The organism is Pseudomonas sp. MPC6, from assembly GCF_006094435.1.
Lineage (GTDB): Bacteria > Pseudomonadota > Gammaproteobacteria > Pseudomonadales > Pseudomonadaceae > Aquipseudomonas.
Map to the genome: position 1 here is coordinate 4,753,253 of NZ_CP034783.1, position 24,772 is coordinate 4,778,024.

Annotated in this window: 26 protein-coding genes; 11 read left to right on the forward strand and 15 right to left on the reverse strand. The window is 61.1% G+C overall.

Going from position 1 to position 24,772, the window contains the following annotated elements:
- Positions 1-43 precede the first annotated feature (43 nt).
- Positions 44-694, reverse strand: coding sequence for a GNAT family N-acetyltransferase (locus tag ELQ88_RS24040; protein ID WP_128869564.1), 651 nt, complete (start codon positions 692-694; stop codon positions 44-46).
- Between the two features lie 391 nt (positions 695-1,085).
- Between ELQ88_RS24040 and xthA the strand changes: the two genes are divergently transcribed.
- Positions 1,086-1,898: an exodeoxyribonuclease III gene (xthA, locus tag ELQ88_RS24045; protein WP_128869565.1), complete on the forward strand. Its 813-nt coding sequence runs from the start codon at positions 1,086-1,088 to the stop codon at positions 1,896-1,898.
- 128 nt (positions 1,899-2,026) lie between these two features.
- Positions 2,027-2,467: a CBS domain-containing protein gene (locus ELQ88_RS24050; RefSeq protein WP_128869566.1), complete on the forward strand. Its 441-nt coding sequence runs from the start codon at positions 2,027-2,029 to the stop codon at positions 2,465-2,467.
- Between the two features lie 129 nt (positions 2,468-2,596).
- On the opposite strand, the gene ELQ88_RS24055 is transcribed toward ELQ88_RS24050, so the two are convergent.
- Positions 2,597-3,220 carry a glutathione S-transferase gene (locus ELQ88_RS24055; protein ID WP_138968229.1) on the reverse strand — a complete coding sequence of 208 codons (624 nt, stop codon included), beginning with the start codon at positions 3,218-3,220 and terminating at the stop codon, positions 2,597-2,599.
- A gap of 359 nt (positions 3,221-3,579) precedes the next feature.
- Positions 3,580-4,668, reverse strand: a complete 1,089-nt coding sequence (locus tag ELQ88_RS24060) for a DUF1615 domain-containing protein (RefSeq protein ID WP_138968231.1) — start codon at positions 4,666-4,668, stop codon at positions 3,580-3,582.
- A 203-nt stretch (positions 4,669-4,871) separates the two neighbouring features.
- Between ELQ88_RS24060 and ELQ88_RS24065 the strand changes: the two genes are divergently transcribed.
- Positions 4,872-6,407 (forward strand): FAD-dependent oxidoreductase, encoded by a 1,536-nt coding sequence (locus tag ELQ88_RS24065; RefSeq protein ID WP_128869569.1) that lies wholly within the window; start codon positions 4,872-4,874, stop codon positions 6,405-6,407.
- 271 nt (positions 6,408-6,678) lie between these two features.
- On the opposite strand, the gene hemB is transcribed toward ELQ88_RS24065, so the two are convergent.
- On the reverse strand, positions 6,679-7,653 hold the full coding sequence (gene hemB / locus ELQ88_RS24070; protein ID WP_128869317.1) for a porphobilinogen synthase: 975 nt from the start codon (positions 7,651-7,653) through the stop codon (positions 6,679-6,681).
- Between the two features lie 243 nt (positions 7,654-7,896).
- A complete protein-coding gene (locus ELQ88_RS24075; protein ID WP_138968233.1) occupies positions 7,897-8,607 on the reverse strand; it encodes a glutathione binding-like protein in 711 nt (236 codons plus the stop codon).
- Positions 8,608-8,958: 351 nt separating this feature from the next.
- Between ELQ88_RS24075 and ELQ88_RS24080 the strand changes: the two genes are divergently transcribed.
- Complete coding sequence (locus tag ELQ88_RS24080) at positions 8,959-9,633, forward strand: histidine phosphatase family protein (RefSeq protein WP_128871253.1); 675 nt, start codon at positions 8,959-8,961, stop codon at positions 9,631-9,633.
- Between the two features lie 151 nt (positions 9,634-9,784).
- Here ELQ88_RS24080 and mnmH read toward each other — a convergent pair whose 3' ends face one another.
- Both mnmH and selD read right to left on the reverse strand, forming a co-directional pair.
- Positions 9,785-10,888 (reverse strand): tRNA 2-selenouridine(34) synthase MnmH, encoded by a 1,104-nt coding sequence (gene mnmH / locus ELQ88_RS24085; RefSeq protein WP_128871252.1) that lies wholly within the window; start codon positions 10,886-10,888, stop codon positions 9,785-9,787.
- On the reverse strand, positions 10,888-11,922 hold the full coding sequence (gene selD, locus ELQ88_RS24090) for a selenide, water dikinase SelD (protein ID WP_138968235.1): 1,035 nt from the start codon (positions 11,920-11,922) through the stop codon (positions 10,888-10,890). Before selD ends, mnmH begins: the two co-directional genes overlap by 1 nt.
- A gap of 143 nt (positions 11,923-12,065) precedes the next feature.
- Between selD and ELQ88_RS24095 the strand changes: the two genes are divergently transcribed.
- Together ELQ88_RS24095 and ELQ88_RS24100 are read left to right on the forward strand one after the other, a co-directional pair.
- Positions 12,066-12,293, forward strand: a complete 228-nt coding sequence (locus ELQ88_RS24095) for a DUF6555 family protein (RefSeq protein WP_128871250.1) — start codon at positions 12,066-12,068, stop codon at positions 12,291-12,293.
- Positions 12,294-12,345: 52 nt separating this feature from the next.
- Positions 12,346-12,624 (forward strand): hypothetical protein, encoded by a 279-nt coding sequence (locus tag ELQ88_RS24100; protein WP_138968237.1) that lies wholly within the window; start codon positions 12,346-12,348, stop codon positions 12,622-12,624.
- 21 nt (positions 12,625-12,645) lie between these two features.
- Here ELQ88_RS24100 and ELQ88_RS24105 read toward each other — a convergent pair whose 3' ends face one another.
- The 3 genes from ELQ88_RS24105 to ELQ88_RS24115 all read right to left on the reverse strand — a co-directional run bounded on the left by ELQ88_RS24105 (position 12,646) and on the right by ELQ88_RS24115 (position 13,829).
- Positions 12,646-12,813 carry a metallothionein gene (locus ELQ88_RS24105; protein ID WP_064678787.1) on the reverse strand — a complete coding sequence of 56 codons (168 nt, stop codon included), beginning with the start codon at positions 12,811-12,813 and terminating at the stop codon, positions 12,646-12,648.
- Between the two features lie 66 nt (positions 12,814-12,879).
- Entirely contained in the window at positions 12,880-13,332 is a 453-nt protein-coding gene (locus tag ELQ88_RS24110) for a DMT family transporter (RefSeq protein ID WP_128871248.1), read from the reverse strand.
- 2 nt (positions 13,333-13,334) lie between these two features.
- Positions 13,335-13,829, reverse strand: coding sequence for a DMT family transporter (locus tag ELQ88_RS24115; protein ID WP_128871247.1), 495 nt, complete (start codon positions 13,827-13,829; stop codon positions 13,335-13,337).
- Between the two features lie 239 nt (positions 13,830-14,068).
- Between ELQ88_RS24115 and ELQ88_RS24125 the strand changes: the two genes are divergently transcribed.
- The gene (locus ELQ88_RS24125; protein WP_138968239.1) at positions 14,069-15,004 is read left to right on the forward strand and encodes a LysR family transcriptional regulator; all 936 of its coding nucleotides are present in this window, start codon (positions 14,069-14,071) and stop codon (positions 15,002-15,004) included.
- A 51-nt stretch (positions 15,005-15,055) separates the two neighbouring features.
- Here ELQ88_RS24125 and ELQ88_RS24130 read toward each other — a convergent pair whose 3' ends face one another.
- The gene (locus ELQ88_RS24130; protein WP_138968241.1) at positions 15,056-16,372 is read right to left on the reverse strand and encodes a Na+/H+ antiporter NhaC family protein; all 1,317 of its coding nucleotides are present in this window, start codon (positions 16,370-16,372) and stop codon (positions 15,056-15,058) included.
- Positions 16,373-16,753: 381 nt separating this feature from the next.
- On the opposite strand from ELQ88_RS24130, the gene ELQ88_RS24140 reads away from it, so the two are divergent.
- Positions 16,754-18,901, forward strand: coding sequence for a methyl-accepting chemotaxis protein (locus ELQ88_RS24140; RefSeq protein WP_138968245.1), 2,148 nt, complete (start codon positions 16,754-16,756; stop codon positions 18,899-18,901).
- A 147-nt stretch (positions 18,902-19,048) separates the two neighbouring features.
- On the opposite strand, the gene ELQ88_RS24145 is transcribed toward ELQ88_RS24140, so the two are convergent.
- The 4 genes from ELQ88_RS24145 to ELQ88_RS24160 are packed head-to-tail and all read right to left on the reverse strand — an operon-like array spanning position 19,049 to position 21,662.
- Positions 19,049-20,362, reverse strand: a complete 1,314-nt coding sequence (locus ELQ88_RS24145) for a sensor histidine kinase (protein ID WP_138968247.1) — start codon at positions 20,360-20,362, stop codon at positions 19,049-19,051.
- Complete coding sequence (locus ELQ88_RS24150) at positions 20,359-21,027, reverse strand: response regulator transcription factor (RefSeq protein ID WP_138968249.1); 669 nt, start codon at positions 21,025-21,027, stop codon at positions 20,359-20,361. The genes ELQ88_RS24145 and ELQ88_RS24150 overlap by 4 nt, the downstream gene beginning before the upstream one ends.
- Before the next feature lie 3 nt (positions 21,028-21,030).
- Positions 21,031-21,354: a PepSY domain-containing protein gene (locus ELQ88_RS24155; RefSeq protein ID WP_128871242.1), complete on the reverse strand. Its 324-nt coding sequence runs from the start codon at positions 21,352-21,354 to the stop codon at positions 21,031-21,033.
- Entirely contained in the window at positions 21,354-21,662 is a 309-nt protein-coding gene (locus ELQ88_RS24160) for a PepSY domain-containing protein (RefSeq protein WP_138968251.1), read from the reverse strand. The genes ELQ88_RS24155 and ELQ88_RS24160 overlap by 1 nt, the downstream gene beginning before the upstream one ends.
- A gap of 185 nt (positions 21,663-21,847) precedes the next feature.
- On the opposite strand from ELQ88_RS24160, the gene queD reads away from it, so the two are divergent.
- From queD to codB, 3 genes are all read left to right on the forward strand, one after another.
- Entirely contained in the window at positions 21,848-22,204 is a 357-nt protein-coding gene (gene queD, locus ELQ88_RS24165) for a 6-carboxytetrahydropterin synthase QueD (RefSeq protein WP_059405420.1), read from the forward strand.
- Positions 22,205-22,421: 217 nt separating this feature from the next.
- Positions 22,422-23,252: an alpha/beta hydrolase gene (locus ELQ88_RS24170; RefSeq protein ID WP_128871240.1), complete on the forward strand. Its 831-nt coding sequence runs from the start codon at positions 22,422-22,424 to the stop codon at positions 23,250-23,252.
- 245 nt (positions 23,253-23,497) lie between these two features.
- Positions 23,498-24,769, forward strand: a complete 1,272-nt coding sequence (codB, locus tag ELQ88_RS24175; RefSeq protein WP_128871239.1) for a cytosine permease — start codon at positions 23,498-23,500, stop codon at positions 24,767-24,769.
- Positions 24,770-24,772 lie beyond the last annotated feature (3 nt).

Consider the following 24,772-nt stretch of genomic DNA (forward strand, 5'->3'; position numbering starts at 1 on the left):
TTGGGAGCGTGATAGAGCCTCGCTATGAAAGAAAGTTCTACCGTTAAGCCGTTGCTGTTTGTAACACCTGAGGATTGGCGTGGAAAAACACGTGTTCGCGGATCGGTCCTACGGCCACCTCGCCGATTTCCTCATAGCCTTGACGCTTATAGAACTCCAGATAACGAGGATTCCCGGTATCGAGGACCACGCCCTGGGAGTGTTCATCCACCGCGCACCAGTTATGCACCGCTTGCAGCAGCTGTTCGCCGAAGTGCTTGCCTTGAAATTGTGGATGAATTCCCAGCAAAGGCAGCAGGTGCACCTCGTCGGACGGCACGCACGCCATCACCGCATCGTGATATTCGAGGTAGCGGCGGGTGCAGCGAAAGCCGGTGCTGAGCACCATGCGCAGGCGCCAGGCCCAGCTGTCGGTGATGCCCAGACGCCGTTGCGGCGGCGCGATCAGGGCGATGCCGATCAACCGGTCGTTGACCAGCAGGCCGATGGCCGGCAAGTCCTGCAGAAAATGTTGCTTGACCAGTTCGCGCACGGTGGCGCGGACCCGTTGTTCGTAACCGGGGCGTTCCGCTTCGAACAGGTAACCGAAGGTCGGTTCGTGCCGATAAGCCTGGTACAGCAAGGAGCGGGCTTCGCGGGAATAGCCGCTGTCGAGCATGTGGATATCGGCGATGGCGGTCGAGGTTTCGGGCATAACGGCTGATCTCTCCGGGGCGCAGCTCAAAAGGCCGCGTTCTTATGGGTACGAACCTGGCAGCGCAGGCACAGTTCCGTGCTGATCCGAAATCAGTGGCGGTGCATGAGCCGTCTTCGCGAGCAAGCCCGCTCCCACAAGGTATAGACCAGACTGGAGAAATCATTGGGTCCATGTACAAACCCCCTGTGGAGAAACTACTGGGTCCATGCACAAACCCACCGTGAGAGAAAATACTGGATCCATGCACAAACCCACTGTGGGAGCGGGCTTGCTCGCGAAGAGGCCGGAACAGACGACACAGGACAAACAAGGAAGACGAATAGCCTCCCCAAGCTAGCCCCATTCCTCCATGTCAGCTAGCATCGCCCTTTTGCCAGGACTGCCGACCATGAAGATCGTCTCCTTCAACATCAACGGGCTGCGCGCTCGCCCGCATCAGCTGGCGGCGCTGATCGAGAAGCACCAGCCTGACGTGATCGGGCTGCAGGAAACCAAGGTCCACGACGAACAATTCCCCCTGGCCGAGGTTCAGGCCCTGGGCTATCACGTGTATTTCCATGGGCAAAAAGGCCACTACGGTGTCGCCCTGCTCTCGCGCAAAGAACCGCTGGCGCTGCACAAAGGTTTCGCCACCGATGACGAAGACGCCCAGCGCCGCTTCATCTGGGGCACGTTCGCCGACGCCAATGGCGTGCCGGTAACCATCATGAACGGCTATTTCCCCCAGGGCGAAAGCCGTGACCACCCGACCAAATTCCCGGCCAAGGAGCGTTTCTACGGCGACTTGCAGCAGTTGCTGGAAAGTCAGTTCAGCAATGATCAGCCGCTGGTGGTGATGGGCGACGTGAACATTTCGCCGGAAGACTGCGACATCGGCATTGGGGCGGACAACATGAAACGCTGGCTGAAAACCGGCAAATGCAGCTTCCTGCCCGAAGAACGCGAGTGGATGGCGCGCCTGAAGAACTGGGGCCTGGTGGACAGCTTCCGTCACCTGAACCCGGACGTGGCCGACCGCTTCAGCTGGTTCGACTACCGTAGCCGTGGCTTTGAAGACGAGCCCAAGCGCGGGCTGCGGATCGATTTGATCATGGCGTCCCACGGCTTGTTGCCGCGGGTGAAGGATGCGGGCGTGGATTATGAACTGCGCGGGATGGAAAAACCCTCGGACCATGCACCGATCTGGCTGGAGTTGAGCTAAAAGCAAACGACAGCCCAGGAAAAACCGCCGAATGGCGTTTTTTGCGTGCTATCTGCCGCTTTCCGCCTTGCTCTGCGCGCCCGGGTCTACGATTCTTCAAGAACAACGACAACACCTGAGAAACCGCCATGAAAACCGTCGCCCAACTGCTCAAGTTAAAGGCCCAGCAAAATCAGGAAGTCCATACCATTGCGCCTCATCAAATGGTGCTGGAAGCGCTGATGGTCATGGCCGCGAAAAACGTCGGCGCATTGCCGGTGGTGAAGAACGGCGAGGTCATCGGCATCATCAGCGAGCGTGACTATGCGCGCAAACTGGTGCTCAAGGGCCGTTCGTCCGTCGGTACGCCGGTCGAGGACATCATGGTCTCGCCGGTCATCACCGTGGACACCCATCAGACCGTGGAAACCTGCATGGGTATCATGTCCGACAAACGCCTGCGGCACCTGCCGGTGGTGGAAGGCGGTGTGCTGATCGGCTTGCTGTCGATCGGCGACCTGGTCAAGGAAGCCATTGCCGAACAGGCCGAACTGATTCGGCAGCTGGAGCAGTACATTCGCGGGGAATAACTCACTGACACCGCATTCCCCATGTAGGAGCTGGCTTGCCAGCGAAGACGATACATCAGCTAATACATGTGTCGGCTGACACGCCGCCTTCGCTGGCAAGCCAGCTCCTACAGGGGGATAGCAGTGTTCTCAGGCTGGCCAATGCCGGGCGAAGACCGGTGCCAGCGTCGGGTGCCGGTCGATGCGTTCCAGCCACGTGAAAAACCCTGGCCGGGTACTGCGCAAATGCTCCCGGCTGCCCGCCCACCGACTGACCACCGCCGCCAGCACATCCAGGGCTCTGGGGGTTTCATCGCCCAGGTACAACTCGCCCGAGAACTGATCGGCAAACACCTCCCAACTCCAATGCAGGCGCTTGCGCGCGCCGGCCATGAGGTTGTGCCTGGACGCTTCATCCGCCTGGGCCAACCAGCGTTCGGGGTAATCGATGATGCCGATGGCCGCGTAGCAATTGGTGACGATAAACGCCAGGCCGCGGATGGCCTGATCGCGCTCCGCAGCCTTTTCCGGCAGCAGCTTCGAATGGGGAAAGGTGAGCCCCAGGTGAATCAGGATCGCCGCACTCTCGGTGAGAATGCTGCCGTCGGGCAGTTGCAAGGTCGGGATCTGTTTCAGCGGGTTGAGTTTCTCCAGCGCCATGGCGTCCTGCGGGGACGACTCGACATCGATGAAGCGGTAAGGGATCTCGCAAAGTTCGAGTGCTGCTTCGATCGCAGCGGCGCCGGAGTTCTGGTGTCCGTAGAGCTGGTACATGGTGCGGCTCCCCTGGCGAGACAGGAATATAGTCAGTAGAGGCGCGCTCACCCGCCCTCGTTCCACTGCATTGAGCAAACAATGCCCGCTGACAGTGTAGAAGTGCCCGGGGATGCCGGCAATAAACCGGGACTCGGGCGGTGATCCCCTGTAGGAGCTGGCTTGCCAGCGAAGGCGGCCTAAAGCCATCCAGCACCCTTGAAGACGCCTTCGCCAGCAAGCCGGCTCCTACATGGGGATTTGGCGCTGACCACAATTCATCGGTACGCAGGTGATTCCCTGTAGGAGCTGGCTTGCCAGCGAAGGCGGCCTAAAGCCATCCAGCGCCCTTGAAGAAGCCTTCGCCAGCAAGCCGGCGCCTACCGCCGCGCCATACACCGCTGATAACGTTCATCGACCCGTTTGGCGAACCACGCTGTGGTGAGTTTGCGGGTGATCTTCGGGCTCTGCAGCACGATCCCCGGCAACACCGCCCGTGGCAATGAACGCCCCTCGGCCTGTTCGGCCAGTTCGAAGACTCGCCGATAGAGTTCGCTGTCCTCGAACTCGAGGCTTTTACCCTCCTCCAGCTGATTACGGATAGTCGGATTACGCATGCCCAGTTGCTTGCCGAGGGTGCGCACCGCCAGTTCCGTGGTGCCGGGCATGATCGAATCGTAACGGACCAGGTCGCCATCCAGCGCCAGCGGGATGCCCGTGGCACGGCTCACCGCGTTCTGGAACGCGGCATTGCGGCTGGCGTACCACCCGGCATTGAAATCGGCGAAGCGGTACAGCGGCTGCTGGTAGCTCACCGGATAACCGAGCAAGTGCGCGATGCCGAAATACATGCCGCCGCGACGGCTGAACACTTCCCGACGAATCGAACCGTCCACCGGGTATGGATAATCCCGCGCCTGCTCCTGGGCAAAGTCGATGCTGACCTGCATCGGCCCGCCGGTGTGCACCGGGTTGAAACCGGCGAACAACGTGCGGCCCATGGGCACCCTGCCGATGAAATCATCGAAGATCGCGCTGAGCTCTTTTTCGCTGCGGGCGGCTTGCAGGCGGTCGCTGTAGCTTTTGCCATTGCTGGAGCTCACCTGCAGCGCACCGCTCACCAGCAGACCGGGGATGTGGGCCTTGGCGGCGCGGCGGTCGATTTCCTCGCGGGCGATCTTGCCCAGGCCCGGCACCGGTGGGTCCACCTGAAAGGTCGACTCCTGCTCGGTCACCGCCAGTACCGAACACAGGTTTTGCGTGGAGGGGTAGATGTTCTGGGCGGCAAACGCTGCATAAATGTCGGTGGCCCATCCTTGACGGTCGACGGTCTTGGCCGGCAGCAGACGCACGATCTCGGCCCTGACCTCGGCAGGCTTGCGCACCGGTGGCTCCTGGATGCGTTGAGTGCCGCAACCGGCCAGGACCAGCAACGCGGCGATACCCATGATCAATCGATTGGCTTGCATGATGCTCCATCAAATCCGTTGAGCCGGGTTAACCATACGATCAATGGCATGGCGCAGGCTATGACTGCCCGAACGATGCACTGTTCCTTCCACTGGCACAAACCTGCGGGAGCTGACCTGTGTGGGGCCTCCATTGGGCAGCCAGCCTGCCCCCATGCCCGGACTGAACCATACTTGCTCCACACATCGAGGAGCACAGGCCCATGAACCGTAGCGACGTCCTGATCATCGGTGCCGGCCCGACCGGACTGGTACTGGCGCTGTGGCTGAGCAAACTGGGAATCCGCGTGCGGATCATCGACAAGGCGTCGAGCCCCGGCACCACGTCGCGGGCGCTGGCGGTGCAGGCGCGGACGCTGGAGTTGTATCGCCAGCTCGACCTCAGCCAGGCCGTGGTGCAGAACGGTCATCGAGTCGCTGCGGCGAACTTCTGGGTCAAGGGCGAAGCCGTGGCGCGCTTGCCTTTGAGCACGATTGGCGAGGGCCTGACGCCCTATGCATTCCTCGAAATCTATCCCCAGGACGAGCATGAACGGCTGCTGATAGAACGCCTGGAAGCCTTTGGCATCAGGGTCGAACGCACTACCGAGCTGGAGGGTTTCGAGGAAACCGGCGACAGCATCACCGCCCGCCTGCGCTTGCCCGATGGCCAGCTGGAAATCTGCCAGACCTGCTACCTGGCCGGTTGCGACGGTGCCCGGTCGATCGTGCGCAAAACCCTGGACACCGGATTCCCCGGCGGCACTTATCAGCAGATTTTCTACGTGGCCGACGTGCAAGGCAGTGGGCCGACGTTCAATGGCGAACTGCACGTGGATCTCGATGAAGCGGATTTTCTCGCGGTGTTTCCGTTGGCCGGCGAAGGACGTGCCCGGCTGATTGGTACGGTGCGCGATGAACGCGCCGAGCGCGCCGAAACCCTGCGTTTTGAAGACGTCAGCAGCCGGGCCATCGAGCACATGAAGGTGCAGATCGATCAGTTGAACTGGTTCTCGACCTATCGCGTGCACCATCGGGTGGCGGATCACTTCCGCACCGGGCGCGCGTTTCTGTTGGGTGATGCGGCCCACGTCCACAGCCCCGCCGGCGGCCAGGGCATGAATACCGGAATTGGCGATGCGATCAATCTGGCCTGGAAACTCGCAGCGGTATTGAGCGGCGGTGCCCAAGCCCGACTGCTCGACAGCTACGAACCCGAGCGCATCTCGTTTGCCCGCAAACTGGTGGCCACCACCGACCGGGTGTTCAGTTTCGTCACCGCCGAAGGACGCCTGGCCGACTTGCTGCGCACGCGGCTGGCGCCGTTTCTGCTCCCCAAGGTGGCGTCACTGGAAACCAGCCGCGAGTTTCTGTTTCGCACGGTGTCGCAAATGACCCTCGATTATCGCGGGATGCCGCTGAGCAAAGGCGTTGCCGGGCACGTGCATGGCGGCGACCGCTTACCCTGGGCCCACGACGGCGAGGGGGACAATTTCGAATCGCTGAAGTGCCTGACCTGGCAGGTGCATGTGTATGGCGACACCAGCGATGAAATGATTGCCTGGTGCAACGAACATCATTTGCCATTGCATGTGTTTGGCTGGCGTCCGGCGTTTGAAGCGGCGGGCCTGGGGCGTAGCGGGTTTTATCTGTTGCGGCCGGATACTTATGTGGCGGTGGCCGAGACGTGCTCCGATCCGAAGGTGATCGAGCGGTATTTCCGGGATCACGGGATCAGGCCGTTTTTCGGATCGCCCTGATCCACCACAGCCCCCTGCAGGAGCCGGCTTGCCGGCGAAGGCGGAGTCTCAGTCGACACCTATATCGACTGACCCACTGAACCCTGTAGGAGCCGGCTTGCCGGCGAAGGCGGAGTGTCAGTCGAAGCATGTATTGACTGACCCACCGCTTTCGCCGGCAAGCCGGCTCCTACAGGGGTTGTGGTGATGTCAGATCCCGCCTGCGCCAGGTCCATTGCAAATAGTGATCGTCAGATCCCGCCTGCGCCAGGTCCATTGCGAATAGTGATCGTCAGATCCCGGCCAAGGCCAGGTCCATTGCGAAGTAGGTGAAGATCAGATCCGCCCCCGCCCGCTTGATCGCCCCCAGGCTTTCACGCACCACCCGATCCTCGTCGATCGCCCCGGCCTGTGCGCCGAACTTGATCATCGCGTACTCGCCGCTCACCTGATAGGCCGACAGTGGCAGGCGCGACACTTCGCGGATGTCGCGGATGATGTCCAGGTACGCGCCGGCCGGTTTGACCATCAACGCATCGGCGCCTTCCTGCTCGTCCATCAACGATTCGCGCACGGCTTCGCGGCGGTTCATCGGGTTCATCTGATAGCTTTTGCGATCGCCCTTGAGCGCACTGCCACCGGCCTCGCGGAACGGTCCATAGAGCGCCGAAGCGAACTTGGTCGAATAGGCGATGATCGCGACCTGACTGAAACCCGCCTCATCCAGCGCCCGGCGAATGGCCCGGACCTGCCCGTCCATGGCGGCTGACGGGGCAATCACATCGGCCCCGGCCCGGGCGGCGGCCACGGCTTGTTTGCCGAGATTGACCAGCGTCTGGTCATTGTCGACTTCGTGGTTGTGCAACACACCGCAATGACCGTGGTCGGTGTACTCGCAAAAGCAGGTGTCGGACATCAGGATCATTTCCGGCACCGCATCCTTGGCAATCCGCGCCATGCGCGATACCAGGCCGTTATCGCTCCAGGTGTCGCTGCCGCTGGCATCCAGGTGATGGGACACGCCGAAGGTCATCACCGACTTGATCCCGGCCCGGGCATAGCGCTCGATCTCGCCTGCCAGCCTGGATTCCGGAATACGCATCACCCCGGGCATGCTTTTGATCGGCACGAAGTCATCGATTTCTTCCTCGACGAAAATCGGCAACACCAGGTCGTTCAAGCTGAATTCGGTTTCCTGGAACAGGCTGCGCAGGCTCGCATTGCGGCGCAGACGGCGTGGACGTGCTTCGGGGAACTGACTGGACATGGGGCTTCCTGAAAAATCGGCGGGTGAGACAAAAGTCGTAGGGGGCGAGAGCTTAAGCCCTGCGAGGCGCAGCGCACAAACGTCGAACGTTCAAGACTGCGTTACCGGAGCGGCAACAATCATTGGCATCGACACAAAACCCTGTAGGAGCCGGCTTGCCGGCGAAGGCGGAGTGTCAGTCGACACATGTATCGGCTGACCCACCGCCTTCGCCGGCAAGCCGGCTCCTACACAGGTCCGGGATCAATTTGAGATCGGTTTAGGGATTTCCAGCCCGCGTATCACCGCCGGCCGTGCCAGGAAACGCTCCAGCACTCGCGTGACGTTGGCGAAGTCCTTGATGCCCACCAGATCCCCGGCCTCATAGAAGCCGATCAGGTTGCGTACCCAGGGGAACGTCGCAATGTCGGCGATGGTGTAGCGCTCGCCCATGATCCAGTCGCGCCCTTCCAGACGTTGGTCGAGTACCTTGAGCAGGCGTTTGCTTTCTTCAACGTAGCGGTCCCGCGGTCGCTTGTCCTCGTAGTCCTTGCCGGCGAATTTGTTGAAAAAGCCGAGCTGGCCGAACATCGGCCCGATACCACCCATCTGAAACATCAGCCACTGGATCGTCTCGTAACGAGCGGCCGACTCCTGGGCCAGCAATTGCCCGCTCTTGTCGGCCAGGTAGATCAAAATCGCCCCGGACTCGAACAGCGGCAGCGGTCGGTCGTCCGGGCCATGGGGATCGAGGATGGCGGGAATCTTGTTGTTGGGGTTCAGCGAGAGGAATTCGGCGGACAGCTGATCATTGGTATCGAAGCCCACCCGATGCGGCTCGTAGGGCAGCCCGATCTCTTCGAGCATGATCGAGACCTTGACGCCATTGGGGGTCGGCAAGGAGTACAACTGGATCCACTCGGGGAATTGCGCCGGCCATTTGCGGGTGATCGGGAACGCGGACAGATCGGTCATGGGGGGGAATCCACGGCAAAATTGAGACCGTTGATCATAATGCAGGCGCTGGCGAAGGCTACGAACTTTTGGCGTTATCGATATTGCTGATGAGCAAGATCAAAGGATCGCCGCGTTCGCAGCCGCCATCACCTGTACCCTGTCCATAAATCCGCAACATCCTGTTGATAACCTTTGCCCCAATCCGCTCAAGGTTGCCGCTAAAGTGCTGCGCTCGCTCGGATCGAACCAAATGGGCCCGGGAGACTCCAAGGAACCTGCCCCATGACATGGAAAAACACCGCAGCCGGGCTGCTCGCGGTGTAGAGGTTTGTCAGCCTTAACCGAATGCGCCGAAGATCACCTATCCACATGATGAACCCTTTGAAATTCGCCAAACGTTTTAAACATCGCGCGTACATTTTCCTGCCCTCACTGCTGGCAGTGAGCGCGCTGTTCCTGTCCCTGGAATCCAGCGAAAGCCGCGCCCAACCGGCGGATGGCACCCAGACGCTGGTATTTTTGCGCCACGCGGAAAAACCCGCCGGCGGCCTGGGCCAGCTCAATTGCCAGGGCTTGAACCGCGCCATCGATCTGGCCACCTTGCTGCCGGAAAAATTCGGCAAGGCCAATTACGTGTTTGCCGCCAACCCGACGCGCAATGTCGAGGAAGGCGAGCTGGACAATTCCTACAGCTATATCCGCCCCTTGATGACCATCAGCCCCAGCGCCATCAAGCTCGGTTTGCCGGTGAACATCAATTTTTCAGCCAACGATACCAGCGACCTGGCTGATGAACTGCTGCACGACAAGTACCACAACTCGGTCATCTACACCGCCTGGTCCCACGGCTACCTGCCCGAGCTGATCAACAAGGTCGCTGGCGAAGCCGTCGGCAAGAAACAGAACATCACCGATGACTGGGAGTCCAGCGACTTCGACACGTTGTACGTGCTCACGCTGACCTGGCACAACGGCAAGGCCAGTGTGGTGAGCCACAGCTACAAGCAAGGGCTGGATAATGGTCAGGAGACCTGTCCGACCTGAGCATCAGTGAGTCGGGCGGGGCGGTATTGATTCAAGGTTTGTAGCGTCTGCGAGGGCCCCTTCGCGAGCAAGCCCGCTCCCACAGATGATCTGCGTCGTACACAAATTTCGTGTCCATTGAAGATCAAATGTGGGGTGGGCAAAAACACCATCAACCTCGCAAATTCACCCGCTCGCGCAAATACTCAAGCACAGCCCCCCGCTCCCCCGCAAACTCGATCCGCGCGCCCTTCTTCTCCCGCTGAAACGCATACATCGGGTCGTAATACTCGCTCAACAACCCTTCGATCCAGCCCCGGTGCAGATCCACCGCCCCACTGTTCGCCTGCTCCGCCAGGGCATCTTCCATCAAGATCAGCATCCGCCGGTGGCGCTCGCCGCCCAGGCGCTTCTGCACATTATTCAGGCTCGCCAGCAACCGCTCGGAAAACAGCCCGAAGCCTTCGTCGCCATGCACCCCCATGAACTCGGCGCACAGATCCACCACGTAGTCGCGCAGGATCCGCTCCACCCGACCTTCCAGGCTGTCTTCCAGCCACACCATGGGAAACTGCTGCATGCCCTGATACAGCGGCAACGGCAGCGCGCAACTGCCGATCGCGCGGCTCTCGTCTTCCAGCACGAACTGCTCGATACCACGGGCACGCTTCTTCAGCACGTCCACGGCGAGGCGGTTTTCAAAGTCGATGTTGGAAGGTTGACCGGTGGCGCGCTTGCCGAAACTGGAACCGCGATGGTTGGCGTGGCCTTCAAGGTCCAGCCCGTTGCTCAATTGGGTGAGCACCTCGGTCTTGCCGGTGCCGGTCATGCCGCCCAGCAACACGAAATCGCACTGGGCAATGGCTTGATCGACCGTGTCCAACAGGAACGTGCGCATCGCCTTGTAGCCGCCACCGACCCGCGGATAGTCGATCCCCGCCTCGTCCTTGAGCCATTGCTGGACGATCTGCGAGCGCAAGCCGCCACGAAAACAGTACAAATACCCCTCGGGATGCGCCCGGGCAAAATCGGCCCAGGCCCGAATGCGCTCGGCCTTGATATCGCCGGATACCAATTGATGCCCCAACGTAATGGCGGCTTGCTGACCGTGCTGCTTGTAGCAGGTGCCGATCCGCTGCCGCTCGTGGTCATTCATCAGCGGCAGGTTGACCACGCCGGGGAATGAACCCTTGAGGAATTCGACCGGCGCGCGGGCATCCAACATTGGCCGGTCGTTGAGAAAGATGTCGCGGTAATCGGTGCAGTCGAGTGACATCAAAACACCTCGACCGCGTTAGTCTGTCGCTCGATCAATTCGCCGATCGGCTCAAGGTTCAGGCCCAGCCCGGCGGCCACTTCGAGAAATTGTGCGTTGCCTTCAGGGGTGACCGCAACCAGCAGGCCGCCGCTGGTCTGCGGGTCGCAGAGCACGCGTTTGTGCAGCTCCTGCAGGCGTCCGAGCTTGCTGGCGTAGCTGTCGTAGTTGCGCAGGGTGCCACCGGGCACGCAACCCTGTTCAAGGTAGTACTCGACACCCGGCAGGCGCGGTACCCGGTCGTATTCGATGCGCGCGGTCAGCTGGCTGCCATCGGCCATTTCCACCAGATGGCCCAACAGGCCAAAACCGGTGACGTCGGTCATCGCGGTCACGCCATCGAGCTTGCCGAAGCGGCTGCCGGGTTTGTTCAGGGTGCACATCCAGTCACGCGCCAGGCCGATGTCTTCGTGGCGCAACTTGCCCTTCTTCTCCGCGGTGGTGAGGATACCGATGCCCAGGGGCTTGGTCAGGTAGAGCAGGCAACCGGCGGTGGCGGTGTCGTTGCGCTTCATGTGGCGCTTTTGCACCAGCCCGGTCACGGCCAGGCCGAAGATCGGCTCCGGCGCGTCGATGGAATGCCCGCCAGCCAACGGTATCCCCGCCTCATCGCACACCGAGCGTCCGCCGCGGATCACTTCCCGGGCAATCTCCGGCGCCAGTACATTGACCGGCCAGCCGAGGATGGCGATGGCCATCAGCGGATCGCCGCCCATGGCGTAGATATCGCTGATGGCATTGGTCGCAGCGATGCGGCCGAAATCGAACGGATCGTCGACGATCGGCATGAAGAAGTCGGTGGTCGACACCACGCCCCGCTCTTCATCGATGGCATACACCGCCGCGTCATCGCGTGAGGCGTTGCCGACCCAGAGTTTCGGATCAAGGTTCTGCGCGCCGCTGCCGGCCAGGATCACCTCCAGCACCTGGGGCGAAATCTTGCAGCCACAGCCTGCGCCGTGGCTGTATTGGGTCAGACGGATCGGCTCGCTCATGGGGAAATCATCTCGTGAAGTCATAACCCAAGAGTCTACAACAACCCCGATTTTCAGGCGCTGCCACAGCCGTCCGACAATCCGAATGAATTTTCCGCAGCCCCGATGATCCCTCTATTACCACAGGGAGGAATACGGGCTATATGAACAATGCAAAACTTTTCGTCATTGAATACACCCTTCATGGCGCTCCCAAGTCTTTCATTATCCGCCTGGAAAAAATGGATAACGCGGAGGCCTGGCATTGGGCGAGCTGCGACGCCGGCGTGGGTCGGATCCCGCGCTTCGGCCGGGAAAAGGTGCAAAAGACCAGCAAGCCGATGGCGGAGAAATTTGGCGTGGAGAACGTCAAGTGGCGGCCGGCGAGTTGACGGTCGCGCCCCGCTTTGGACATTGAGAGGGGACATTGGGAGGAATCAGTGCATGACCACGACACCACTCACCAGCATGGCTCACATCGACTACGGCCTCGATACGCTGTTCGGGCGGGTCACTAAAAGCGCCGAATGCCTGGTCGCGCTTGAACAAGTCGAAAATGATCCCAGCCGCTTCGCCCTGCGCGTGCAGGCGCCCGTGCCCGAGGATCTGGAACAGGCGAAGACGCTACTGGTGAAAGTTGAAGGACGAAAGCTCAGCGGCGTCGTCCGCAATACTGAACGACTGGACGATGAAAGCCTGAAACTGGAAGTGGAGCCTGACTAGGCTCCACTTTACCGGGATGAGCTATTTGCCGTGGGCACACTTGCAACCTTTGCTGGCGCATTCTTCGCCGTGTTCATGGTGCTTGGCGCAGGCTTCGCAGCAATAGTGCTTGCCGTGACGTGCGATCGGATGTTCGCCTAGCTTGCAGGAGCATTTGGGGCAGTCGCAGATACTTTCACTGTCGATCATGAGTCTGACTCCATAGGTATGGTTGTCCGGCGCTGGACTGCGCACCGTAATACCAGTGTAGGAGCGTCATGCCTGCCGTGTAGTGCTGCGGTACATGAACAGCAAGGCCAGGGCGAGTAGCAGCATCGCCAATACCCGACTGCCGGACAGCTCGATCTGCGGGTTGCCCAGCCAGCCGAAGTGATCGATCAACATCCCCATGCCCAGTTGCCCGACGATCACGGCGACCGTTGCCACCGCTGTGCCCACCCGGGGTACAGCGCCGACCATCACCATCATGTAGACCACGCCGAACAACGCCCCGCCGAGCTGCCATTTCGGCACGTCCAGCAGGCTCATGGCATGGGCCGGTTCGAAAAACAGGATCAACAACCCGGTGAGCACGGCGCCCACCACGAACGTCAGCAAACTGCTGCGCAATACGCCGACCGTTTCGCCCAGTCGCCCGTTGATCGCCGCCTGGATACTCAGCACCGCACCGGCGGCCACGACCACCACCAACAATATAATCAGATTCATCATCAACCCCGAGCGATCAGAACAAGTGCCGCGACAATCAGCAGCAAGGCCAGCCAACGTTCACCGTTGACCTTCTTGCGGGTGGTGCCGAACCAGCCGAAGTGGTCGATCAACACGCTTTTGCCGACCTGGCCGGAGAGGATCGCGATCATGGTCATGGCGATACCAATGTGCGGTGTGGCCAGGGTCAGCACCACCACGTACACCGGCCCGAGGAAACCGCCGAGCAACTGCCAGCGCGGCAACTCGCTGAAAGCCGGCCCCTGTTGCGGGCCGCTGAGCAGCAACAGGAAAAACAGAATCGCCGAGCCGACGCCGAAGATGCTGAAGGTGGCCCACAGGTGACCGACCTGAACCCCGAGCGGCCCGAGCAAGCCGGCCTCCACGGATAGGCCCATGCCGGCGAGGATGACCAGGGGCAGCAGCAATAGCCGCAACCCGGGTTTGGGAGTTGGCGTTGCGACAACATCAACGTTGTCGATTGAAGAAGATTGCATCGGGAGTTCCTGGGTAGTCGATCAAAGCACGAACCCCCTGTAGGAGCTGGCTTGCCAGCGAAGAGGCCATCACATCCAACATCACTTTTGCCTGTGCCACCGCCTTCGCTGGCAAGCCAGCTCCTACAGGGGGTTTGCGTTGTCAGTGGGATAGGCGCGCATTATCGGCTGGCGATGCTTTGCGATAAATGGGAGCATCCCGACAACACTTTTGCGTAAAGCGCACAGCAGGATTGATCATGCACGGCCTCAACGAACTGGGATTCAAGGCACTTCGATTGTTTGTCGCCGTTCTCGACCACGGCAGCTTTTCCGAGGTGGCTCGCCGTGAGGGCCTGGCGCCCTCTTCGATTTCCCGGCAGATCCAATTGATGGAGCAGGCGCTGAGTCAGCAACTGCTCTACCGCCACACCCGCGCCGTATCGCCCACTGAAGCCGGGCGTATGCTCGGCCATCACGCGCGCCTGGTGCTGGTGCAACTGGAAGAAGCCGAACAAGCCTTGCAGGAACAGCAAAGCGAACCCGGCGGGCTGGTACGGATCAATGCGCCGGTGGTGTTTGGTCAACGGCATTTGACGCCGTGGCTAGGGCAACTCTGTGAGCGCTACCCGAAACTGCAACTGGATATCCAGCAGACCGACAGCTACATCGACCCGTTGCAGGAAGGCGCCGATCTGTTGTTTCGCATCGGCCCGCTGCACGATTCGAGCATGCAGGCGCGCATCCTGGCGCCCCAGCGTTTTCAGGTGGCGGCGAGCCCGGCCTACCTGAAACGGCACGGCACACCGCAGCATCCCGACGAGCTCGCGGCGCATCAGTGCCTCGCCTACAAGGGCGTGGCCGGTCAGCAGCGCTGGTTCTTTCGCCAGGGTCAGCAGGACTGGACGCCTTACTCGGTCAAGGGGCCGATCACCGGCAACCATGCCGACACCCTGACCCAGGCTGCCGAGCAGGGCCTGGGGTTGGTGATGTTTCCATCGTGGCTGATTGGCGAAGCGGTGCGCAACGGCACGCTGGTGCCGGTGCTGAAGGACTATGAGGTGTCCAACAGCCTCGAACCGCAACAGATCGCCGTGCTCTGGCCAGGCAGTCGACGGTTGTCGGTGAAGGTCAGGACGGTGATCGATTTTTTCGTCGAGTGTTTTGGTGCGGTGCCTTACTGGGACAGGCCGTAAAGCCTCTAAACACCGTAATCCTTGTGGGAGCGGGTGTCAGGGAGGGACGGGTTACAAAACCATCGCGGCCACCCAGCCAAACCCCAGCAACGGCAGGTTGTAGTGCAGGAAAGTCGGGACCACGGTGTCCCAGACATGGTGATGCTGGCCATCGATATTCAGGCCGGAGGTCGGGCCCAGGGTCGAGTCCGAGGCGGGCGAACCGGCGTCACCCAGGGCGCCGGCCGTGCCGACGATGCTGACGATCGCCAGCGGGCTGAAGCCCAGTTGCACGCACAGCGGCACGAAAATCACCGCCAGGATCGGCACGGTGGAAAACGACGAGCCGATACCCATGGTCACCAACAGGCCCACCAGCAACATCAGCAACGCGCCGATAGCCTTGCTGTGGCCGATCCACGAGGCCGAGGTTTCGACCAGCGTCTGCACCTCTCCGGTGGCTTTGATCACTTCGCCAAAACCGGAGGCGGCGATCATGATGAAGCCGATCATCGCCATCATCTTCATGCCTTCGGTGAACAGGTCGTCGGTGTCGCGCCATTTGACGATGCCCGATGCCGAAAAAATCAGAAACCCTGCCAACGCACCGATGATCATCGAGTCCAGCAGCAACTGAACGATGAACGCCGCGGCGATGGCCAGGCCGGCCACCATCAGGCTCAGCGGGTTGTACTGCACCGCGACCTGCTCGACCTGTTCGATTTTTTCCAGGTTGTAGACCCGCTTCTTGCGGTAGCTGATAAACGCAGCGCCAAGGCCAAACGCCATGCCCAACGCCGGAATGCCCATGGCATGGGTGACGTTGATACCGCTGATATCGACGCCGCTGCGGGCAACGTTGGCCAGCAGGATTTCATTCAGGAAGATGTTGCCGAAGCCCACGGGCAGGAACATGTACGGCGTGATCAGGCCAAAGGTAATGACACAGGCGATCAACCGCCGGTCCAGTTGCAGCTTGGTCAGCACATATAACAGCGGCGGTACCAGCAGCGGAATGAAGGCGATATGTATCGGCAAGATATTCTGAGAAGCAATGGCCACCACCCACAGCAAGCCAATCAGCAGCCACTTGACCTGTCCGCCACCGCTGGCGTGCTGGCGATCGACCATCGCCAAGGCCTTGTCGGCCAGGGCATGGGCCAGGCCGGACTTGGCAATGGCCACCGCGAACGCACCCAGCAAGGCGTAGGACAACGCGACCGTCGCCCCGCCGCCGAGGCCGCTGTTGAACGCCTTGAGCGTCGCGTCGATGCCCAGGCCACCGGTCAGGCCACCGACCAGCGCGCCGACGATCAGCGCGATCACCACATGCACGCGGGACAGGCTGAGTATCAGCATGACGCCGACCGCGGCAATTACTGCATTCATTATCAAGACCTCAAGACAAACGGAATGAGTCCGGCCGGCAGTCTGCGTGAGCCGCCAGCGGGTTGAAGAATGGGTTTTATTAGAGGGCGCGCACTGTGCCGGACCGTCGCGGCCTTGTCAAAGCCAATGCCCTCCATGCAGACGGGCCGCCACTCCCTGTAGGAGCGAGCTTGCTCGCGAAGGACGTTAACGATAATGCGTTCTTTCTGAGTGAATGCGTCGTCCTTGAGACCATCGCGAGCAAGCTCGCTCCTACAGGGGGGGGCTGTGCAAGGCATCAATTTCACACTGGTCTCTTATTCGCCGGACGGCATAAAGAAAGCCGAAACCCTGCCGCTACAGTGCCGAGTCTCAGATAATTATCGAATAAAGGACGTCTCCATGCCGCTCAGACAACTGTCCATTCAATGGAAGATCACCCTGCTCGCCGGGCTCTGCCTGGCCGGTATCGTGACCCTGCTGGTGGGTCTTTCGCTGTATCGCATGGAGCACAGCGCCGCGCTGGTGAAAGCCTCGAGCATGGAGATGCTCACCGAAGCCGCCCAGGCCCGGATCGAATCCCAGGGTGAAAACCAGGCGTTGGAGATTCGCCAGCAGTTCATGGACGCCTATCAATACGGCCACGGATTTTCCCGCCAGGTGCTGTTCCTGCGCGACCAGGCCGAGAAGCGCTTTCTCGACGCCTTCGACCTGCGTGAAGACCTGACCCGCCAGGTCAAGTCGGCGCTGCAAGCCAACCCGGAACTGCTTGGCCTGTCGCTGGTGTTCGAAGCCAATGCGCTGGACGGCAAGGACGATCTGTTTGCCGGCCAGGCGGAGCTGGGCAGCAACGACAAGGGCCGTTTCGCCCTGTATTGGTCGCAACCGACGCCAGGCAAGGTGACCTCCATGGCACTGCCCGAAAGCGACATGACCGACACCGCCACCGGCCCCAGCGGCGAGCCGGCGAACGCCTGGTTCACCTGCCCGCGCACCACGCTCAAGCCCTGCGTGATCGAGCCCTACTTCTATGTGATCGACGGGCAGAAGGTGCTGATGACCAGCATCGTTTTCCCGCTGATGGTCAATGGCAAGGTCATCGCGTCGCTGTCGGCGGACATCAACCTTAACAGCCTGCAAGCGGTCAGCCGGGGCGCAAGCCAGAAGCTGTATGACGGCCAGACCCACGTCAGCATCATCAGCCCGGTCGGTTTGCTCGCCGGCTACAGCCCGGACGCCAGCAAACTCAGCCAGCGCCTGGATACCGTGGACCCGACCGACGGTGCCGAACTGATCCGCATGCTGGCCACCAGCAGCCAGACCGAAAGCCTGCACAGCAAACAACAGCTGAAAGTGCTGGCGCCGTTCCAGCCGATTCCCGGTGGCAAGCCTTGGGGCGTGTTGCTCGAGGTGCCGGAAAAAGTGCTGGTGGGCCCTGCCGAAGCCCTGAAGAAACAACTCGATGACAGCAACACCGCCGGCACGCTGATGGAACTCGGCCTCGGCGCACTGGCGGCGTTGATCGGCCTGTTGCTGGTATGGCTGATGGCCCGCAGCGTGACCAAACCGATTCTCGGCGTGGCGCACATGCTCGAAGACATCGCCAGCGGCGAAGGCGACCTGACCCGTCGCCTGGCCTATGACAAACAGGACGAATTGGGCCAGTTGGCCGGCTGGTTCAATCGCTTCCTCGACAAGCTGCAACCGATCATTGCCGAGGTCAAACGCTCGGTGCAGGACGCGCGCAGCACGGCGGATCAGTCCTCCGCCATCGCCACCCAGACCAGTGCCGGCATGGAACAGCAATACCGCCAGGTGGATCAGGTCGCGACCGCCTCCCACGAAATGAGCGCCACCGCCCAGGATGTCGCCCGCAGCGCCGCACAAGCGGCACAAGCGGCGCGGGATGCTGATCACGCCACCCGTCGTGGCCTGACCGTAATCGACCAGACCACCACCAGCATCGACAACCTCGCCGCCGACATGAGCGCGGCCATGGTCCAGGTCGAAGGCCTGGCGGCCAACAGCGAGAAAATCGGTTCGGTGCTGGAAGTGATTCGCGCCATCGCCGAACAGACCAACCTGCTGGCCCTCAACGCCGCGATCGAAGCGGCCCGCGCCGGTGAGGCCGGACGCGGTTTTGCCGTGGTGGCCGATGAAGTGCGCAACCTGGCACGCCGGACCCAGGAGTCAGTCGAAGAAACGCGCTTGGTGATCGAGCAGTTGCAGAGCGGCACCCAGGAGGTGGTGGGATCGATGAGCAATAGCCATCGACAGGCTCAAGGCAGCGTCGAGCAGGTGGGTCAAGCAGTGACGGCGCTGCGCCAGATTGGCGAAGCAGTGACGGTGATCAGCGACATGAACCTGCAGATCGCCAGTGCCGCGGAAGAGCAAAGCGCGGTGGCCGAAGAGATCAACAACAACGTGGCGACGATTCGGGATGTGACCGAGTCGCTGTCGGGGCAGGCCAATGAATCGGCGCGGGTGAGTCAGTCGCTGAACAGCCTGGCCAATCAGCAGCAGAGTTTGATGGATCAGTTCCGCGTCTGACCTGGTTTTTACTGACGACACACCCCCCCTGTAGGAGCTGGCTTGCCAGCGAAAGCGGTAGCACATCCAACACATATGTTGGCTGTCAGGACGCCTTCGCTGGCAAGCCAGCTCCTACAGGGGACCGTGTGAACATTAAGATCTGGGTCAGCGCCTGGGCAATTCGATCACCACCTTCAACCCGCCCCACTCACTCTCCTCCAACCTCATCAACCCGCCCCACGTATCAACGATGTCGCGCACAATTCCCAAGCCCAACCCGTGCCCATCCATCTGCTCATCCAGCCGCGTACCGCGACTGAGCACCTGCTCGCGGCGGTCCTCGGGAATCCCCGGGCCATCGTCTTCCACGCTCAGCTCAAACCCTTGCGCCGTCTCGACCACGCTCAAGCGCACCTCGGCATCCGTCCACTTGCAGGCGTTGTCCAGCAGGTTGCCGAGCAACTCCAGCACATCCTCCCGATCCCACGGCAACAGCAAGCCCTTGGGCGCTACATAGCTGAGATCCAGGTGTTCACCGTGGATCATGTTCAACGTCGCCAGCAACCCCGGCAGTTCCGCATCGCAATCAAACAGCGCCCCCGGTAAGGCGTCGCCGGACAACCGGGCGCGGTTGAGTTCGCGGTTAAGCCGCTGCTGCACGTGCTCAAGCTGCTGCTGAATCACTTTGCGCAGTTCCGGCTGAGCGTCGAATTTTTCGCTGGAGGCCAGGCTCAACAACACTGCCAGCGGGGTTTTCAAGGCATGCCCGAGGTTGCCCAAGGCATTGCGCGAACGCTTGAGGCTGTCTTCGGTGTGGGCCAGCAAATGGTTGATCTGCGCCACCAGCGGCTCCAGCTCCACCGGCACCTGATCATCGAGTTGCGAGCGCTGGCCCTGCTGCAACTGGGCGATTTGTTCACGGGCCTTTTCCAGCGGCCGCAAGGCGCGGCGCACGGTGATCCGCTGCAGCAACAGAATCAACAGCAACCCCGCCAGGCCCAGGCCGAGTCCGACCTGTTGCATGCGCAAAAAACTGTCGCGCACCGGGGTGTAGTCCTGGGCGACGCTGATGGAAATCGACTGGCCGAGGCGGCGATAGTCCGAGCGCAATATCAGCAGCTGCTGCCCTTCCGGCCCCAGCTGCAGGTTGCTGTGCAGCCCGGGATGGTCCAGGCGCGGCAGTTCCTGATCCCACAGCGAACGGGAGCGCCAATGGCTGTCGGCAAAGTCGATGCGGAAATAGTGCCCGGAAAACGGGCGCTGATACGCCGGCGACAGGTGTCGTTCATCCAGCTGCAACCCCTGAGGCCCGCGCACCAGTGCTACCAGCAGGCTTTCACTGTCGTTGCGCAACCCGGCTTCGAGGTAGCGCTGCAAACCCATTTCGAACAGCCACAGGCTGGTCTGCGCCAGCACCAGGCCGACGATCACCATCACGCTGATCAGGCCCAGGCTCAAGCGGCGCTGGATCGACCTCACCGGGCTTGCCCGCCGAACAGGTAACCCTGGCCGCGACGGGTTTCGATCACGCTGCGCCCGAGTTTGCGTCGCAGGTGGTTGACGTGGACTTCCAGCACATTGGAATCGCGCTCGGTTTCACCGTCGTAGAGGTGTTCGGCGAGGTGGCTTTTGGACAGGATCTGTTCGGGGTGCAGCATGAAATAGCGCAGCAGTCGGAACTCGGCGGCGGTGAGCTGGATGTCGGCGCCGTCGCGGCTCACGCACTGGCGGCCTTCATCCAGATGCAAACCCGCCGCCTTGAGCGTCGGCTGGTTGGCCTGCCCATGGGAGCGGCGCAACAGCGCCTGGACCCGCAGGTGCAATTCTTCAGGGTGGAACGGTTTGGTCAGGTAATCGTCGGCGCCGGCCTTGAGGCCCTCGATGCGTTCGGCCCAGGAGCCGCGGGCGGTCAGGATCAGCACCGGTGTGGCCAGGCCGCCGGCCCGCCATTGAGTCAACACTTCCAGGCCCGATAGCCCCGGCAGGCCGAGGTCGAGAATGATCAGGTCGTAGGGCTCGCTGCTGCCCTGATACACCGCATCGCGACCGTCCGCCAGCCAGTCCACGGCGTAGCCCTGGCGGTTGAGGCCGGCCATCAGTTCATCGGCCAGGGGCACGTGGTCTTCCACCAGGAGCAAACGCATGGGTCAATCTTCCTTGTCTTTCAGTAACTCGCCAGTGCTGGCATCGAGGTCCAGCTCACGGACCACACCGTCGGTGGTCAGCAGCTCGACTTCATAAATGTAGACGTCATGTTTTTCCTCGAGCTCGGCTTCCAGCAGCTTGGCCCCGGGATAACGGTCCAGCGCCTGCTGCAACAGTTGCTCCAGCGGCAGGATCACCCCTTGTTGGCGCAGGCGCAGGGCTTCGTCCTGATCCAGGTCCCGGGCCATCGCCATCGAGCAAAAAACCAGCAGCGCCAGGGCCAGCCGGCTGCCGGCGCGCCGATTTGCAATACAAAGCACCTTCATTACGTATCCTGATGATCCTTGAGCACCTGCCCGCTGACAGCGTCCAGTTCCAGGTCCCAATCGATCCCTTGTGGGTCACGCATTTCCACCTGATAGATGTACTTGCCGTACTCTTCTTCCAGTTCGGTTTCGGTGATGGTGGAACCTGGGTGTTTGGTCAATGCGGTGGCGTTGAGCTTCTCGAAAGACACAATGGTACCAGCGTCGCGCAACCTCAGGGCTTCATCGGGGCCGAGGTCGCGAGCCTGGGCAATGCCGGCGGTCAGGGTGATGAGGGTGGCGGTGAACAGGGCAGTCAAGGTTTTCATGGGTGTCTCCGTATTTTTATGTGTTGCTTACGGCGGCCACTGTAGCGATATCAACTTAACTGAAACTGAATTGCCATCATTGACCCTTTAGTCAGTGTTTTCCCGCAAGCCCAAACGCAAACTGTTAAACTCGCCCCCTGCCCACATCGCCGCGGCGATCGCCACCTGACAGAGCTCAAACCACTGTGGAAATCTTCAAAGAATTTACCTTCGAATCCGCCCATCGCCTGCCCCACGTCCCGGACGGGCACAAGTGCGGCCGCCTGCACGGTCACTCGTTCAAGGTGGCGATTCATTTGAGTGGCGATCTTGATCCGCATACCGGCTGGATTCGCGATTTTTCGGAGATCAAGGCGATCTTCAAGCCGCTGTATGAGCGGCTGGATCATAACTATTTGAATGACATTCCGGGGTTGGAGAATCCGACCAGTGAAGTGCTGGCCAAATTCATCTGGAAAGAATTGAAGCCCCTGCTGCCGGAACTCAGCGCGATCCGCATCCACGAAACCTGCACCAGCGGCTGCATCTATCACGGCGAATAAACCAGACAACACATTTCCTGTGCAGGAGCTGGCTTGCCAGCGAAGGTCGTTAACGATAACGCGTACATTCAGGATAAACGCGGCGCCTGGGAGTCCTTCGCTGGCAAGCCAGCTCCTACACGGGGCATGCGTTTCGTCAGTGAATGATCAAACCACCTTTAGCGGTGGTTTTTTTATGCCTATGCTTTTTCGCTCGCACACGCAAGAGGACGCACCCATGACTGACTGGCCGCTGGCTCAGACCTTTCGTTTCAACGGGCACTCCGTGCGCTTCGCCGTCCGGGGCGACGGCCCGCCGCTGGTGTTCGTGCATGGCACGCCCTTCTCTTCTTACGTGTGGCACCGGATTGCGCCGCATTTCATCACCACGCACCGGGTGCATTACTTCGACCTGCTGGGGTATGGGCTGTCCGATAAAGTCGAGGGCGACGTGTCCCTGGGTGTGCAGAACGAACTGCTGGCCCGGCTGCTGGAGCATTGGGGCCTGGATTGCCCGGATGTGGTGGCCCACGATTTCGGTGGCGCTACCGTGTTGCGTGCGCATCTGCTCAATGGCAAGGATTACCGCAGCCTGACGCTGATCGACCCGGTGGCGCTGACGCCCTGGGGGTCGCCGTTCGTGCAGCATGTGCGCCAACATGAGGCAGCGTTCAGCGCACTGCCCGATTACATTCAACAGGCGATCGTACCGGCCTATATCCGCGGGGCGATCAAACGTGACATCCCGGACGAAGAGCTCGCCCCTTATGTACAGCCTTGGCTGGGTGATCCGGGGCAAGCGGCGTTTTATCGGCAGATCGCGCAGATGGATGAGCGTTATACCCGCGAAGTCGAGGGGCAGTACCCGACCGTTCGCTGCCCGGTGCAGATTCTTTGGGGCGAGGACGATCAGTGGATTCCCGTCGAGCGTGGGCGGGCGTTGCACCGGATGATGCCGGGGTCGCAGTTTCATCCGATTGCGAATGCCGGGCATCTGGTTCAGGAAGATGCGCCTGAAGCCATCGTCGCGGCGTTGCTGCGGTTTTTGCCACTACACAAATCCCCCTGAAGAAACCCATTATCCCCCGTAGGAGCTGGCTTGCCAGCGAAGGCGGTGGCTCAGTGAACACTTGTATTGGCTGACACACCGCCTTCGCTGGCAAGCCAGCTCCTACAGGGTTATGCGTTCCTTCAGATAGTTCGCGCCCTCTGCCGAACCAAACGCCCGCTCTCGTCTATAAATAACAACACCTGCCCCGCTTGGCACGACCGCTGCAACACCCTCGCGTCCTCCCATCCCGCAAGGAACGCCCCATGACGCAGAACGCTCCCGGCAACGACTACCCCCTCAGCGAAGTGCCGATGCATGCCCGCAAAGGCCTGGCCTCCACAGCCATGGTGCTGCTGGGTTTCACCTTTTTTACCGCGACCATGTTTGCCGGCGGCAAGCTCGGGGTGGCGTTCGGTTTCGGCGAGATGATGGCGGTGATTGTCGTCGGCAATCTGCTGTTGGGGATCTACGCCGCAAGCCTGGGCTACATTGCGTTCAAGAGTGGCCTCAATTCGGTGCTGATGGGACGTTTCTGCTTTGGTGAAATCGGCAGCCGGCTCAGCGACCTGATCCTCGGCTTCACCCAGATCGGCTGGTACGCCTGGGGCACGGCGACTGCGGCCGTGGTGTTGGGCAAGTATTTCGAATTGAGCGAAGGCCCAGTACAGGGCCTGATGGTGCTGTTCGGCCTGATGTTTTGCGCCACGGCCTATGTCGGTTATCGCGGGCTGGAAATCCTGTCGTACATCGCGGTGCCCGCCATGATGGTGTTGCTGATGCTGTCGATGTGGGTCGCCACGACCAAGGTCGGCGGGCTCGATGGCTTGCTGGCGGTCGTGCCGACGGCCACCCTAGATTGGTCGACCGCCATCACGCTGGTGTTCGGCACCTTTGTCAGTGGCGCGACCCAGGCGACCAACTGGACGCGCTTTTCGCGCTCGGCCAGGGTCGCCGTGCTGGCAAGCCTGATCGGTTTTTTTATCGGCAACGGCCTGATGGTGTTGATCGGCGCCTACGGCGCCATCGTCTACCAGCAACCGGACGTGGTCGAAGTGTTGCTGTTGCAAGGCTTCGCCATGGCCGCGATGGCGATGTTGCTGCTCAACATCTGGAGCACCCAGGACAACACCATCTACAACTTCGCCGTCGCCGGCTGCAACCTGTTGCGCACCGGCCGGCGCAAAACCGTGACCCTGGCCGGCGCGGTGATCGGCACGCTGCTGGCGCTGCTGGGCATGTACGACTATCTGGTGCCCTACCTGATTCTGCTGGGCACGGTGATTCCGCCGATCGGGGGCGTGATCATGGCGGACTTTTTTTATCGCTACCGCGGTCAATATCCACGCCTGGCCGATGCCCGGTTGCCGGCGTTCAATGGCTCAGGCCTGAGTGCTTATGCGGTCGGCACCGTTGCTGCGTTCAGCTCGCCATGGGTCGCGCCGCTGGCAGGGATTGCCGCTGCCGCGCTAACGTATGTGATATTGACCGGGGTACTCGGCACCCGTACCGCCAACGCGCCACTAGAAGATCTATAAAAG